11 protein-coding genes are annotated in these 13,427 nt (G+C 56.8%); 5 read left to right on the forward strand and 6 right to left on the reverse strand.

The genetic code is table 11. The features are described 5' to 3' along the window. Window positions 1-373 precede the first annotated feature (373 nt). Together AAY81_RS10765 and AAY81_RS03245 are read left to right on the forward strand one after the other, a co-directional pair. Window positions 374-553 (forward strand): zinc-ribbon domain-containing protein, encoded by a 180-nt coding sequence (locus AAY81_RS10765; RefSeq protein ID WP_074777166.1) that lies wholly within the window; start codon window positions 374-376, stop codon window positions 551-553. Between the two features lie 120 nt (window positions 554-673). Next, a complete protein-coding gene (locus tag AAY81_RS03245) occupies window positions 674-877 on the forward strand; it encodes a Nif11-like leader peptide family natural product precursor (protein ID WP_143117326.1) in 204 nt (67 codons plus the stop codon). A gap of 122 nt (window positions 878-999) precedes the next feature. Here the strand turns inward: AAY81_RS03245 and AAY81_RS03250 are convergent, their stop codons facing one another. The 3 genes from AAY81_RS03250 to bsh form a co-directional block, all read right to left on the reverse strand. Continuing rightward, entirely contained in the window at window positions 1,000-3,903 is a 2,904-nt protein-coding gene (locus tag AAY81_RS03250; RefSeq protein ID WP_066661325.1) for a hypothetical protein, read from the reverse strand. 510 nt (window positions 3,904-4,413) lie between these two features. Then, complete coding sequence (locus AAY81_RS03255; protein ID WP_169815787.1) at window positions 4,414-5,973, reverse strand: dicarboxylate/amino acid:cation symporter; 1,560 nt, start codon at window positions 5,971-5,973, stop codon at window positions 4,414-4,416. 98 nt (window positions 5,974-6,071) lie between these two features. Beyond that, on the reverse strand, window positions 6,072-7,022 hold the full coding sequence (gene bsh, locus AAY81_RS03260; protein ID WP_066661331.1) for a choloylglycine hydrolase: 951 nt from the start codon (window positions 7,020-7,022) through the stop codon (window positions 6,072-6,074). A gap of 337 nt (window positions 7,023-7,359) precedes the next feature. Between bsh and AAY81_RS03265 the strand changes: the two genes are divergently transcribed. From AAY81_RS03265 to AAY81_RS03275, 3 genes are all read left to right on the forward strand, one after another. Then, the gene (locus AAY81_RS03265) at window positions 7,360-7,902 is read left to right on the forward strand and encodes a type IV toxin-antitoxin system AbiEi family antitoxin domain-containing protein (RefSeq protein WP_074777163.1); all 543 of its coding nucleotides are present in this window, start codon (window positions 7,360-7,362) and stop codon (window positions 7,900-7,902) included. After that, window positions 7,903-8,703: a nucleotidyl transferase AbiEii/AbiGii toxin family protein gene (locus AAY81_RS03270; RefSeq protein WP_066661336.1), complete on the forward strand. Its 801-nt coding sequence runs from the start codon at window positions 7,903-7,905 to the stop codon at window positions 8,701-8,703. 266 nt (window positions 8,704-8,969) lie between these two features. Continuing rightward, on the forward strand, window positions 8,970-9,980 hold the full coding sequence (locus tag AAY81_RS03275) for a prephenate dehydratase (protein ID WP_066661338.1): 1,011 nt from the start codon (window positions 8,970-8,972) through the stop codon (window positions 9,978-9,980). Window positions 9,981-10,139: 159 nt separating this feature from the next. Here the strand turns inward: AAY81_RS03275 and AAY81_RS03280 are convergent, their stop codons facing one another. From AAY81_RS03280 to AAY81_RS03290, 3 genes are all read right to left on the reverse strand, one after another. Next, window positions 10,140-11,618 carry an AMP-binding protein gene (locus AAY81_RS03280; protein WP_066661340.1) on the reverse strand — a complete coding sequence of 493 codons (1,479 nt, stop codon included), beginning with the start codon at window positions 11,616-11,618 and terminating at the stop codon, window positions 10,140-10,142. 132 nt (window positions 11,619-11,750) lie between these two features. Then, entirely contained in the window at window positions 11,751-11,969 is a 219-nt protein-coding gene (locus AAY81_RS03285) for an acyl carrier protein (protein WP_066661343.1), read from the reverse strand. 10 nt (window positions 11,970-11,979) lie between these two features. Beyond that, window positions 11,980-13,332, reverse strand: a complete 1,353-nt coding sequence (locus AAY81_RS03290; protein ID WP_066661346.1) for a condensation domain-containing protein — start codon at window positions 13,330-13,332, stop codon at window positions 11,980-11,982. Window positions 13,333-13,427: the final 95 nt, after the last annotated feature.

Below are 13,427 nucleotides of genomic sequence, written 5' to 3' on the forward strand. Positions count from 1 at the left end.
CGATACCGGGAACAGTATAACCGTTCGGTACCCTAGGAGCGCCATGGACTGACAGGCTTAGCGGCTTTCTATCGAGGTGATGGCTGCGGGCGCGGCGCAGCGGACGAGAAGCTCAACCCTAAATAGCCCATCAACAGATTATTGGCCCCCAAAGCGGGTAGGGCGAACAGAAATCGTTTCGGAGCGAGTGCATGGGGAATCCAATGCGTGTCCTCAAGGTAACCCCTTGGCAACATGGTTGCTGCCGCTGGGCTGTATGGCGATTGGCGGGAAAGGGCGCTTTGTATAATCATGCGAGAAGCGGATTACCGCACATATCAGCGATAAGCGCGTGGCACGGATGTGGGCTGGCGCGCAAAGGAGGGGGAGCGTCATGTGCTTCAGGCCAAGTCCCGTAAAGCGAGAAAACACCGATCAGAAAACCTGTCAGACATGCGGCATGCCCGTTGATTCTGATGCGACTACCTGCCCGTATTGCGGAGATCCCATTCCGCAGAATCCGCCTGATGACTACAGTGATATCGACCCATCGCATAACACCCGAATTATCTAGTCCACCAAGGTGGCGGGTTGTGTGGCGAATTGCCCAACTCGAAGATAGGGCGCAACGGTGTCATCGCTCGCGGTGGGCCAGCATGATTGGAAGGCTTGCGACAAGCGTAAGGAGACAAAGATGAACATCAAAGACTTATCCCCCGAGCTGCAGGAGAAGGCGCGCGCATGCCGCACTACGGGAGAGCTGCTTGAGCTTGCCAAGGAAGAGGGCATGGAGATTCCCGACGACGAGCTCGAAGGCATTGCGAGTGGAGGTTGGTGCTCCGAGCATGAGTGGGGTTGCCCTGCTGACAAATGCGGCGTGTACGGCGTCGGTCGATAAGCCCGTTTGGCGTCAATAGTCGTTTTAGCGCCCCATGCGGCAAACTGCGCATGGGGCGCTTTCCCGTGAAAGAAGGCGGTGCGTCGATGGTCTCGACGCACCGCTTTTTTGGTTCGGGTAGTTTATTCCGCTTCTGAATCGCCTTGTTCGTTCCTCACGCGTCGTGCGGAGTACGCTGCCATTGCCGCGCCTGCCACGGCGGCGGCCGATAGCAAGACGTTTATGCCAGAAAACGGGTCGCCTGAATTCGGAAGGGTTGAGGCGGGGGCAGGTGTCCCCGAGTCGCCTGATTGCGAGGACGTCGGAGTGGAATCGGTTGTTCCTGGGTCGTCTTCCGTCGAGGGGTCCGGGGCGGGGTCTGGGTCGTCCTCGTCTGCGGGCGTGCCCTTTTCGTTCGTGCCCTCAATGACGCTGGCCACATGGGATGTGTCGTTGCCATACGTGAGGGTTCCGTACTCGTCGCCAAGCTCGAGATAGCCGGGGTTGGCTGAGTCGGTGAGTTCGTCTTCTTCGTTTTGCGTCGAGAGGCCCGTGGAGGCGGTGGTCTTACTGCCTGTGGCGAGCGCCCGTTCGTCTACGCCGGTTGTCTCGCCGTAGACCTCGTCGTAGTAATACACCGTGGCTTCGTAGCCCTCTTGCGGTATCGAACGCACATCGGCCGAACCGTAGTCAATCAGCAGGTAGTCGCGGTAGCCGTCATCGGCGTTGGAGTCGCCTGCGTTTGTGGCCAGCCACATATGCGAGCCGTCGATCCTTGCCACCGGATACGTTTCCTTTACAAGCTTGTCGGGAGCACTGAGCTCATCGTAGCCCACGAGCTCCAAGCCTGCCTCGCCATGGGAATAGCGTGCGCAAACATACGTGCCGACCTGCGGAATGTCAGTCAATCCGTCGCGGATGTCCAGTATGAAGTCGCTGATGCCATTCAGATCCAGAACAAGGCTCTTCTTGTCTTCGGATACCGATTCCACGGTGCCCGTGACGAGATACACGCCCTCTTCCATGTCGGAGTAATCGATGCTGGCTACGACGTATTGATAGTCGGGGTCGCCCTCGAACTCCGTTTGTAGGGTGTACGTTATCGTTAGGTTCTCGAGACCCTTCTTGAGCTTGTCGATGCCGGGGGTGTCCTCGGGGACGGTCATGATGCTCGTTTCGAGCGAATCCATGTCACGCACGGCTATCAAATAGGAGCCATCATCGAAGCCAAGGCTGTCCTCGATAGCCATGTTCGACGTTACGAAAGAATCGTCGTCTTGGTCGTCATCTGCCTGGATCGAGAGGGGGCCGCCGTCCGACTGCGCAGCCATCTTGCCCGCTCCCTTTAGGCCGGACTCAAAGAACTTGCTCGTCTCATCGAGCTTTTGCATGACGGGGTCATTATTCGGGCGCAAGCTTCCCCGCAGGTCGATGTTGAACTCCTGGAGCATGCCCCTTACTCGATTCAGCACGTCCACCATGTCATGGCATCCGTTGGGGCCCACCTTCGCAAGTAGGTAATTTTGCTTGTTCGCGCTTAGGTTGCCGAAGCCCTCGTTGATTTTGTCCACGAGGCCGATTAGCCTATTCTCTCCCTCGCTGTCGGCCCAGATGGAATCGCCTTCGTTGCCAGACGTGACGTACTTCGACTTGCTTGTGTTGTACTTTCCCGAATAGAAGGCATGGGCGCCGCGTTGCCAGGCATCGTAGCTGTTTGCAGCCTTTATCATTTCTTGGAAGTTGTCCGCTAGTTCCGCCTTGTCGTACGCTAGTTCCATCGACTGTATGGCGGCGGTTATGTACGTGGGGGTGTGCAGGCTGCGCCTGCCGGCGTCGCACACGTAGGATTGCCCGTTCGCGTCGAAATACGTAGGCATGACTTCGGTGTCGACCCAATTGCGCACGCCGTCGTCCCAGGCGGTCCCCTGGTATAGGTATTCGAGCAGCTTGGTGATGCAGGCGATGGTTTCGTTCATGCCGAGCGTGTTGAAATACGTGTGAGCGTCGCTGAGGCAACTCATGCCATCGTCGAGCACGTTCGCAAGCGTTTCGGTGCCCTTGTAATCGCCTGCGCCTCGCGTGAGCGCCTCGCGCCAGTTGGTGGAGTTCTCCATGTCCGAAATGGCATAGCGGTCGAAGGGGATGTGGTAGCCCAGTATGGGCGGCTTGCTTCCGTTCTGCAGCTTGTAGTTGCAGAACGCGAGGATCGAATACTGGGGAATGGTGCCACCGGCATGGTACGTACGGCAGGTGTGGGCGGGGCACCAGAAGTCTTCCATGGTGTGGCACATCATGCCGAGCGCGCGCAGCCGCAGCCTGCGATGCGGTAGCTTTATCGAAGCTTCCGACGAGCCTACTTGCAGCGACACGCTCATGCCATGCGCATCTTCGTCGAGCTGGCCATAGGTATCGATGAAGCCCTTGAAGATCTTCTCGGCCTGGGCTTTCGTGACGTCGCTTGTTGCCTGCACCTCGCCCGTGCGTGCGTATTCGTAGGCGACGCCAAGCCATTGCAATGCGAACGTCTTGATTTCGGAGTGCTTCAAGTACTGCGAATGGTTTGCCGTTGATGACAGCATGCCATGTATGAAGTTGTTACGGTCGTTCATCGTGAACTGCACGAGCGCATCGAGCCCCATGTTGCTTGCCGACTGGTTTCGCTCGTTTGTTTCCCGGATGTGTTGGGCAACGTCCCAGGCGCCTTCGTAATGATTGGAGCCCGAGAAAACGGGGATGTAGTCAGGGTAGAAGCACGAGTAGCCGAAGTCCATGAGCGTGTCTGCGGCCGCATCGTTCCAATACGACCCAATGCGCAGGTAGGCAAGGTTTTCGCGAAAGAGTCGTATGGCAAGGTCGTCGGAATCTTGGAATGCCTTGCCTTCGCCGATGTCCACGATGTCTCCCGCGATTTTCGCGTACCGCGCATCCTCTTCGATTGCTCCCGCCCAGGGGTTCAGAAGCGAGTTCGGCGTGGTGTCCTTCGCGTGGTTTCGCAGTACGCGCGCATAGGATATCTGAACGAGGTCTTCGTGCACGCAGTCGCCCATTCCGATGTTCTTCAGGATGGACGAGGTTGCGTTTGTCCAGGAGCTCCACGCAAACGCATGCTCGGTTGGATGCGTGAGCGCGGCGAGGCCTAGAATGGCTCCGGCGCCTAGGAGACTACGACGCGACAGGTTCCACCCGAGAATTCTTTCCGCTGGGTGGCTTGCCATTGCGTCATTTCCGGGATTCTTCGACTTTCCAAGCATTGTTCCCTCACCCCGAACCAGTGCTCTACGTAAGCAGGTGTGCCTCGCCAGAGGTTTCGTATTTGGAAAACGTTACATTCCGTGTCCCAATTATACCAGTTGAGGCAAACATGATGCTCATGCTACGCATTTCAGGCTAAGTGCGTAATGCCAGACGCTTAGCTCCGTAGCTATTATGCTTGCCGGTGCGGCTTTCAACTTCTCTTGGAGCTCGGGGCTCTTCAAGCATTCGAAGTTCATGGCGCGCCTCCTTGATGGGGATGGGCTAATGCAAATTGCATGCACTGTCGGCGCGCTTGGGTGTCGTTACTGGCGTATGCTGTCGCTTTCGTCGATGGCCACCGTTACGATATCGCCGATGACGTTGGCCATATTTTGCGCTGTGCCCAAGAATGCCTCAAGGTAGATGGCAACGCAAATCAAATCGTACGAATGTAGATACGCGGTGATGATGAGGGTTCCAATCAGGATGCTGCCTGGTTGATTTGGGGCGCCAACCGATAGAAGCAATACCAGCGCGCCCAATATGACGATGTCAAACGCAGTGAATCTGGTGCCGGTAATAAAGACGAATATGAGCCCGATGAGCATGATGAGAAAACAATTGCCATCGAGGTTAATCTGGGCCAGTACCGGCAGATTCCGTTCGAGCTTTTCGCGGGACAGTCCATACGTTCTTGCGCAGTATCTAACGTTGTATGATGTGGCGTCGATTGCGGAACCTATCTTGATGTTCTCGCGGATGAGAGGAATGAGCTTCCGCGCGAAGGGGATGGGCTTTATGCCGTGCGCGCGCAGCTGAACGGCGTATGAGGCAATCAGTAGAATCAGGCTTGCATGCAGGACGAAGAGGTACCCCAAGATCACGGGTATGCTCCAGAATGCGTCGGTGAGCAGGACCTCCAGAAACGCTAAGAAGCAGAAAAGGGGCAGTGTGGCCGTTACGACGTACAGCATGCGGGAAAAGAGGGTATAGCAGGCTTCCATAGCCCCACGCAGCATGTCGAAGTGCTTACCTGCGGAGCATAGCGCGTAGGTGACTAGGAGGGCAACGAGCATGAGCGGGATGGGGGAGATGGTCTCGAAGGGCTCGAAGATGTTGGATGGTGCAGACGACGTAACGATTTCGGCGAATGTGCGGTTGAATTCTGCGCCCGCGTATTCGGGTTCCAGTCCGGCTAAGCCGGCGAAGGGGATGCTCCAGAAGTGCGCTGCTACGATTGCCAGCAATATGGCAACGACCGAAGTTGCGATTGTTCTTGTCTTGAGCCTTCGCATGCCGGAGTTTCTCTGGGATACGACGTAGGTGTCCGTGAGGTTTTTCAGAAGCGAGAAGAAGGTTATGGGCGCGCCGACCATGAGCGTGATGTTGGCGAACATGGTCTCGACGGGCACAAGGTAGTCCTCGAGCAGTGAGTACTTGGTCGAGTCGTCGAGCAGAAAGTGCAGGGGAAGGTAAACGACTACGGCCGCCAGGGTGGCTAGGGCGCAGGCGAACAGCCTTGTTCGGTAGCTCCTGCTGACCGATACGCTAATAAGGTTGTAGCCCGCGCGATAGCTGCAATCCAGCTTGTCGTCGTAGCTGCGTATGATTTTGTCTTCGATGGAATCCTCGCCGTTTGAGTACAAGTTGAAGGGCTTTCCCTCGAACCCCACCATCACGCTGAATCCTCCGAGCTTGTTTGCCCGCGAGATATCGATTTCTGTGCTTTCGGGCAGGCCCAGGTCGAGCAGTTTCTGGAAGAGCGCCTCGAAGACGATTAGGGTTTCATGGGCAACTTGGTCGTTGATGTCGGCGCGATTGAGCAGGCCCTCCACGAAGGCGTGCGCGGCATCAAAGTCTCCCTCTAGGGCTTTGAACTTCATGGTATGTGCGTCGTTGTTGTCCATGCGTCCATGATAGCCCCTGAATGAAACTTCGGCGATTGCAATAGAACAACAAGTCGGGCTGGACGGGCTAGATCCTATTCGACTTCGATGAGCTCTGTTCCCGTTGCGTCGAATTTAGAAAGGGCGACGCTCTTGATGGCGGGGTCGTCGTACGTGTTGTAGTAGTACGTGTTCGTGCGCGTGGAAAGACCGCCCGTGTAAACGGTTATCTCGAAGTCGCCATCTAGCATCTTGGATGCGCCGTCTACCATTGCGACGCTTGCGAGTGTGTGAAAGAGGCGCGAGACGTTTTCTTCTTCGGTGTTCTTCCGCGGGTAGAAGGCATTATGGTAGGCGGCTCGTACGAAGCGGGAGGGGGAGTAGCAGTCGCCGGGGATTCCGTGCATGCCGCTTCCGCTTCCGTAGGGGGAAAGCTCGGCTGTGCCCCAGGAAACGGGGCCTGCCACCTCAGGAGAGCATCCAATGTAGTTGCGAACGTTCTCTTCGTGATAGACGAAGCCGGGTTGGTTCGCCAGGACGTTGAGCTTGTTCTCGAAGACCTGCATGCCTGCGGCCGTGTATTCCACTACGATGCAGCGCGTCGCATCGCCGATGATCCAGTGAAGCAGCGAACAGGGGTATTGCTCGTTGATGGGCTTGTTGACGATGACCGTGTTGGTCAGGGCGGCTTCCACTTCGCTTATGCTTTCGAAGTTTGCGACAACCCACAAGGGGAATTCCCATGCGCATACGTTGGCCTTGCCCTGCACCGGTTCGGGCTCGTATTGGGCATAGCCTGGGAAATTGAGGCCTGCGATGGCGAGCCCCGCATCGTTGGCGCAGTCGAAGTACAGAGGGGTGTTCTCGGCGACGATGCCCATTCCGTAGATGGGGTGACGAACTGCGCTTACGGCACCGAAGGGCGAATTGGGCTTCCAGCCAGTGGGCGTGATGACCACGTGCTCGCCGTAGCCGCAGCTCCAGTCGAGGTTGCGTCCGAAGTACATGTTGCCCTGTCCGTCCGTGAATCGGATTCCCGTGCACATAGTTGCCTCCTTGATGCCGCTGGCCTTTGGTTATGCCTAGGGAATAGCTTAGGCACTATGCGGGCGTGGGTTCCCGTTTGTAGCCAAGCCGCCAGAATTCGTAGTAACGTGGTATGAGAACGGGTGGCATGTTTTCATGCCGCCCGTTGCGTCGAATGCGTGTGTCATCATGGACCGTCGTACCGCTGGCGGCCGTACTACTTTCTGCGAATCGCGTTTGTGTTTTCATTGGGTTGGATACGCGGTTTGTTAGGCAGCGTACTGATAATTAGACTATATGCTCACACTATCTTGCTCTGTGTGAGCATATAGTCTAGTCTATAGGTGGTGATGAAAGATGCTCTATACCTACATCGACATGATTGACAGGTACGGGTCTGCCTACCAGATTGGGCGAGCTGTAGACTCTGGCGATGTCTACAAAGTAGCTAGCGGTCTGTATTCGGATGCTCGCCATCCCGACCCGAATGTCGTCGTCTGCGCTCGTTATCCGAAAGCCGTGTTGACCATGGACTCGGCCTTTTACCTGCATGGTCTGACGGATGTGATACCTGAATTGGTGCATGTGGCAACGCCGCGAAACTCTACGCGAATTCGCAGCACGCAGGTTCGGCAGTACTTTATGGAGCAGAGGCTCATGGATGTGGGCGTAAGCCATCGCCAGATTGAGGGCTCGGATCTCCGCGTTTTCTCGAAGGAGCGCATGTTGGTGGAGCTGCTTAGGAGTTCCGGAACGCTAGCTTTTGATTACTACAAAGAGCTCATTGGCTCGTACCGCAAGATTGCAGATGAACTCGACATGCGCGAGGTTGAGGACTGCGTGGCGCTGTATAAGCGGGCTGATACCCTCTTCGAAATGATGCAGAGGGAGGTGCTGTAGATGGACCTTAGGGCCATTCGCGATGCCTATATGGATGATGGCCCGGACTTCCAAAATGCGACGGCGCGAACCTGCCGTGATGTGGTGCTCACGCTGATATCGATGTCGCGTATGGCGGACCACGTTACTGTGAAGGGCGGCGTGGTTATGCAGCAGATTTCGGGTGATAGAAGACGAGCGACGCGCGATCTCGATTTGGACTTTGTCCGCTATCCGATGACCGATGAGGGAATTCGGGAATTCATTCGGTCTCTCCGCCCTTCGAGTGTTGGCGTACGGCTAGAGATTGTCGGCCCCGTCGAGGAACTCAAGCATCAGGATTATCGCGGCAAGCGTGTGCACCTGCGTATTACGGACAATGGTGGAGTCAGCATGGATACCAAGCTTGACCTGGGTGTCCACGACAGGCTTTCGCTTGAGCAGCAGGAGCTTTGGTTCGATACCGCGTTGCAGGATGAGGGTATTTCGCTGATGGCCAATAGCAAGGAACAAATTTGCGCCGAGAAGCTTCGATCCCTCATGCGCATCGGTGTGGCGTCTACTCGCTTCAAGGACGTATTCGACGTATATTACTTGCTCTGCCGCGAAGGAGTTGACCGTGAGTCGTTCGATTGTGCCATGCGCGTGCTGGTTTACGATGCGGATGACATGCGCGAGGCTGGGCCTTCCGATGCGCGCGCTCGGCTCACGCGGGTTTTGGGCGATCGGCGCTTCCGAAGGAACCTCGCAAACGCTCGTAATAACTGGCTCGGAGCGAATGTCGACGAGGTGGTTTCGGGCATCCTGTGTTTCTTTAGCTGATAGGGGCGTGGCATCCGGAAAGAATACCTCGACTATGCTTACGGTGCAGTGCCGGTCAAGTTCGTTTATTGTGCCGCCACGAGGTCCATTTGCGGCTTTGGAGATGAGCTTTAGGGCTGGAAGGGATAGAATTTCTGCTGAGGGGTACAGCCGAGTTCGCAAAAAGATCGCGACTGGCGTCATTTGCGAAGAAGACGCTCGGAGTAAGCCGTGTAGCAAGTAATGATAAGGTCACTCAAAGAGGACACTAAAGGCGGTGCTAGGCAATGGCGATGTATGCGAAGCTGCTAGCCGGCGTTCTCGCGGTTTCGTTGAGCATTGCGCTAGTCGGTTGCTCCCAGGACCAAGGCGGATCGGGTAGCGGCGGTTCGGCATCCTCTTCTTCCGTCGAGAGCGTCGAGGTTCCGGCTCCCGATGCCGAAATCGCCGATGTCACGACTGTTGCATACTTGGGGCCCGAAGGGACCTACACCGAGGAGGCGGCAAAGCTCTTTTTTGGCACCAACGACGATCTGAAGCCGCAGGCCACCGTTTCCGATGCGCTTGCGCTCGTGGCCGATGGCACGGTTTCCTATGCGGTCGTGCCGCAGGAGAACACGCTGGGCGGCCCGGTGACTGACTACATCGATGCCCTTCTCGCATCGCAGGACGTCAGCGTGGTGGGCGAGGTCGTCTTGCCGATTCGCCAGACGCTCATGGGCCTTCCGGGAACAGATCTTACCCAGGTCAAGCGCGTGCTGTCCCATAAGCAGGGTTTGGCTCAGAGTTCGGCCTGGCTCGATGAGAACCTGCCTAATGCCGAACGCATCGAGACGGCCAGCACCGCTGCTGCCGCTCAGCAGGTGGCTGACGGAGGCGACACCTCGACCGTGGCCATCGCGGCGCCTGGTGCGGCCGACCTGTATGGGCTCGAGGTGCTGCGGGAAAACGTTTCGAAATCCGACGCGAACAAGACGCGCTTCTACGTCGTGTCACGTCATGCGAACGAGCTTGCGGGTTATGATCGCGCTCTGTTCGTGGCGAGCATGTCGGCTGAGGAGCTGCCTGGCGTGCTGAATTCGGCATGTGCCAATGGGACGAAGCTCGTTTGCGTGCACGACCGTCCCGGAAAGACTGCGCTCGGGGATTACCGTTACGAGATCGAGCTCGAGCGCGAAGGTGGCTTCACGGACGAGGAGGTCTCGCGTCTCGAGGACATCGCGCAACTCCAGCTTCTCGGTCGGTTCGCCAGCGTCGAGACAACGAGTGCCGGCAATTCAGCCAGCTCGAGCGAATAGAAAACGACGGAGGGGGAGAGAGGGGAGACAGTGCGCCAATCGTTTCCGTTGCCCTGCTTGCCCTTGTCGGGCTGGTGACCCTGATTGCAACCCGAAGCCGCCAGAAGTCGTAGGGACGAGAGTTCAACGTGGGTGCGGCGGTAGATCTCCCCGACGTGCCTACCTCTTGATCTTCTGCGTGGTCGTTTTCGGGAACTCGGCATCGCGGTAGCGTATTTCGGCTATGCGCTTGTACGGCGGGAGCGTGCGGTTGAGCGCTTCGACTTCGGCATCGGCTGTTTTGCCTTCCTTGGAGTATATTTCGGCTACGATGCGGTCGTTTTCGTTTCTCACTACCGCTTCGCTCACGGCGGCGATGCGTGTAAGGCGTTCCTCGAGCTCCTCGGCCGAGACGTTTTTCCCGTTGGACAAGATGATGAGGTTCTTCTTTCGTCCCGTTATGAAGATGTAGCCGTCGTCGATGTACCCCAGGTCTCCCGTGTGGAACCACCCGTCGACAAGGGCGTCGTGCGTTGCGCGAGCGTCGTCGTAGTAGCCGAGCATGACGGCATCGCCTCTCACGCAGATCTCCCCGTTGTCGGTGATGACCTCGAGGCAGGATACTGGCTTGCCCACCGAGTGCGCCACGCGTTTTTCGGCTCTGTTCACCGAGACGATCGGCGAGCACTCGGTGATTCCGTAACCGTTGTAGATGTTGATGCCTATATCGTCGAAGAAATCGATGTAGCTTTGGTCGAGGTACGCTCCGCCGCAGATGATGTCGACGAGCTTGCCGCCAAGCTTGTCGAGAACCGTCTTGAAGAGCCTTCTGCGTACATCGATGCCAATCTTCCTTAGGGCCCTGCTGAGGCGCAAGGCCCATTTCAGCTTGCCTTCAAGCCCGTCGATCTTCGCTTGACGCCATATGCGCTTGTAGAGCGTCTCGAGATAGAGGGGAACGACGCAGAGGCTTGCGGGGTGGCGTTTTTCCAGTTCGCTGGCAAAATACCGAATGCCCTTCGAGATGTAGACGGCATGGCCGCAGATGTATGCACCCATGACGCCGACGGCCAGGCTGAAGGTGTGGTGCAGGGGGAGCGTGAGGACCGAATCGCCTTCCAGCCAAAGGTCGAAGGCGGAGTAATAGCTGTCGTGGCTTATGTTCCTCTCGGAGAGCATGACTCCCTTGGGCGTGCCGGTCGTACCCGACGTGAAGAAGATTGCGCAGGTGTCTTCGGGGTCCCTACGGTGAGCGAACTCCGTTTGGCCAGCCTGGGAAAGCACGTTGGCGATATCCGCCATCGACAGGGACGCGAGCGAGCGGTTTTCGCATAGCTCGCTGGCTACGTCGGCGTAGATCTGCGAATGGATGAGCAGGTCGCAGCCGCAGCGATCAACGAGCTCGTTCAGTTCGGTAGGCGGGAGGTCCTTGTCGAGGGGGACGATGATGTTGTCGGAGATGATCGTTGCGAAGAAGCAGACGATCCACTCGTATCTGTTCTCGCCAATGAGAGCGATCTTCGCATGCTGGTACCTGTCGTGCAGATACGAGGCAAGGGCCAGGACTTCGCTATAGAACCGCCTGCAGCTTTTCTTGGTTTCCGCTTCGCCATCGCCGTAGACGAAGGCAATGCCCTCGGGGTCGTTTGCAACCCGCACTTCGAATATCGTCCTTAAATCGACTGTATCGATCTGCCTATAGCATCTTTGTAGGGCTTCGGTCGTTAACATGCCTGAATACCACGCATTCCTGCATAGGGGCAACGCGCGTATGGCGCTTTGCCGATTCGATTATCGGGTCTTCTTCTCGAGATAATCGATGACGTCCTGCACCGTGACGAGGTTCACTATGTCACGATCGTCCACCGTGATGGAGAACCTGTCCTCGAACTCGGCGACAATGGCCGCTAGATCGAACGATGACAGGCGCAAATCGCCCATCAGCGAGGAATCTTCCCGCACTTCGTATTCCGTGTAGTGCTCGAGTATGTCTTTTACGCTTTCAAACACGGCTTTCCCCTCAATGGATGTCACGTACCAGCAGGCTGTCGTCCTCGATGCCGCTGCGCATGATGGATGCAACCTCGTCTAGGAGACCCATGGCCTCGTCTTCGCTGACTTTGCAATTATGGTCGAAATGCATCGTGAATTTCCCCCGGTTCGAGCCTTCCACTATGGACAGCTCTGTGAAATCCGCGAATGCTTCCGAAAAGTATTCCTTGACCTGCACGTGGGTGTCGGCTTCAAGGACCTCGTTGCGATAGCTCACGAAAAAGTTGAAGTAGTTTCCGTACACTTCGGTTGGGTTGGCATATCCTCGGGCATGCCTGAGCGTGGAAAACGTCTTCTCCCTCATATTGTGCACGAGTTGCTTGAAGCTGATGTCTGGCGTTACGTTCATGAGGATGGGTAGCGTGCTTGCGAAGAGGCCAACCGTGTTCTTTTCCTTCGTGCCCGCTCGGTTGATCGAGAGCGACCCCAGATGGAAGGATTCGCTGCCGAGCCTCCTGCTCAGGCAGATTCCGATGGCGCTCAGGAATACGTTCATTCCCGATACGCGATTATCCAGGCAATACGCCCGGATGCTTTGGGATAGTTCCGCATCAAGGTCGAGGCTATTTCTCGTTCCCTCGAAGGAATAGAGCTCCCCGGGGAAGCAGATGGTGGGTTCTGGATGCTTGAGCCATTCCTCCCTGAAGAAGTCCCTGTCAAGCTGCGCGCGCTCGCTTTGCTTGTACGCCTTGTCGCTTTCGACGTAGTCCTGGTAGTCATATGCCTTGAATGGCTCGCCTTTGAGCGCATGCAGGAACTGATTGCCCACGAGGACCATCGACCAGCCGTCGGAGATGATGTGGCTCATCTTGATGAGGGCGCCTGACGCTTCGGGGAGCTGCGCGAGAATCAGCTCGAAGCACGTTGGCTCTCTGCCTTCCAGCCCTAGCTTTTTCCTTCGCCGGGCGGTCGCTCTTTGTTGTCGCAGGATATTGAGTGCCAGTCTGGGACTGGGCTTGCCGATGCCTTCGAGCGTTGGGCCCTTGCCTTTGCCCTCGACTCGGTATTCGAGGGGGATTGTCGCATAGAGCTTCGCCCACGATTCCATGTCTTCGGCATCGTCGAAGTGCCTAATTTCGAAGACGTGCTCCTTGTACGGCTCGTAGGTCTGGTACGTTTTGCCGTCCTTCTCAATGAAGTACGAGCGCAGTACGTCGTTCGCATCGAGCACCTTATTCGCTGCCGCCTGGAGCCTTTCGTCGCTTATCTTCTGGGGGATGAGCAGGCTCCCGCAAAGCGTAATCTCTTGCGCAAGCCCAGCCTTCTGCAGGGCGTGCATGAACAGCTGGCTGTCGTATAGCTCAAACACTTCGTCGTTCATAATGCGCTTCCAGGTGGGTGTGAGATTATTGCTATCGAAATTACCCCCTTGTTTACTATAACCAACCCCTGGTTTCGCGCAAGGTACGAGCGGTT

The organism is Denitrobacterium detoxificans (genome assembly GCF_001643775.1).
In the GTDB taxonomy this organism is placed as follows: domain Bacteria; phylum Actinomycetota; class Coriobacteriia; order Coriobacteriales; family Eggerthellaceae; genus Denitrobacterium; species Denitrobacterium detoxificans.

Bases quoted from the DNA above. Each gene is read 5' to 3' on its own strand.
- AAY81_RS10765 (WP_074777166.1), top strand. From the start codon at position 374: ATGTGCTTCAGGCCAAGTCCCGTAAAGCGAGAAAACACCGATCAGAAA.
- AAY81_RS03245 (WP_143117326.1), top strand. From the start codon at position 674: ATGAACATCAAAGACTTATCCCCCGAGCTGCAGGAGAAGGCGCGCGCA.
- AAY81_RS03250 (WP_066661325.1), bottom strand. From the start codon at position 3,903: ATGGGCGACTGCGTGCACGAAGACCTCGTTCAGATATCCTATGCGCGC.
- AAY81_RS03255 (WP_169815787.1), bottom strand. From the start codon at position 5,973: ATGAAGTTCAAAGCCCTAGAGGGAGACTTTGATGCCGCGCACGCCTTC.
- bsh (WP_066661331.1), bottom strand. From the start codon at position 7,022: ATGTGCACGGGAATCCGATTCACGGACGGACAGGGCAACATGTACTTC.
- AAY81_RS03265 (WP_074777163.1), top strand. From the start codon at position 7,360: ATGCTCTATACCTACATCGACATGATTGACAGGTACGGGTCTGCCTAC.
- AAY81_RS03270 (WP_066661336.1), top strand. From the start codon at position 7,903: ATGGACCTTAGGGCCATTCGCGATGCCTATATGGATGATGGCCCGGAC.
- AAY81_RS03275 (WP_066661338.1), top strand. From the start codon at position 8,970: ATGGCGATGTATGCGAAGCTGCTAGCCGGCGTTCTCGCGGTTTCGTTG.
- AAY81_RS03290 (WP_066661346.1), bottom strand. From the start codon at position 13,332: ATGAACGACGAAGTGTTTGAGCTATACGACAGCCAGCTGTTCATGCAC.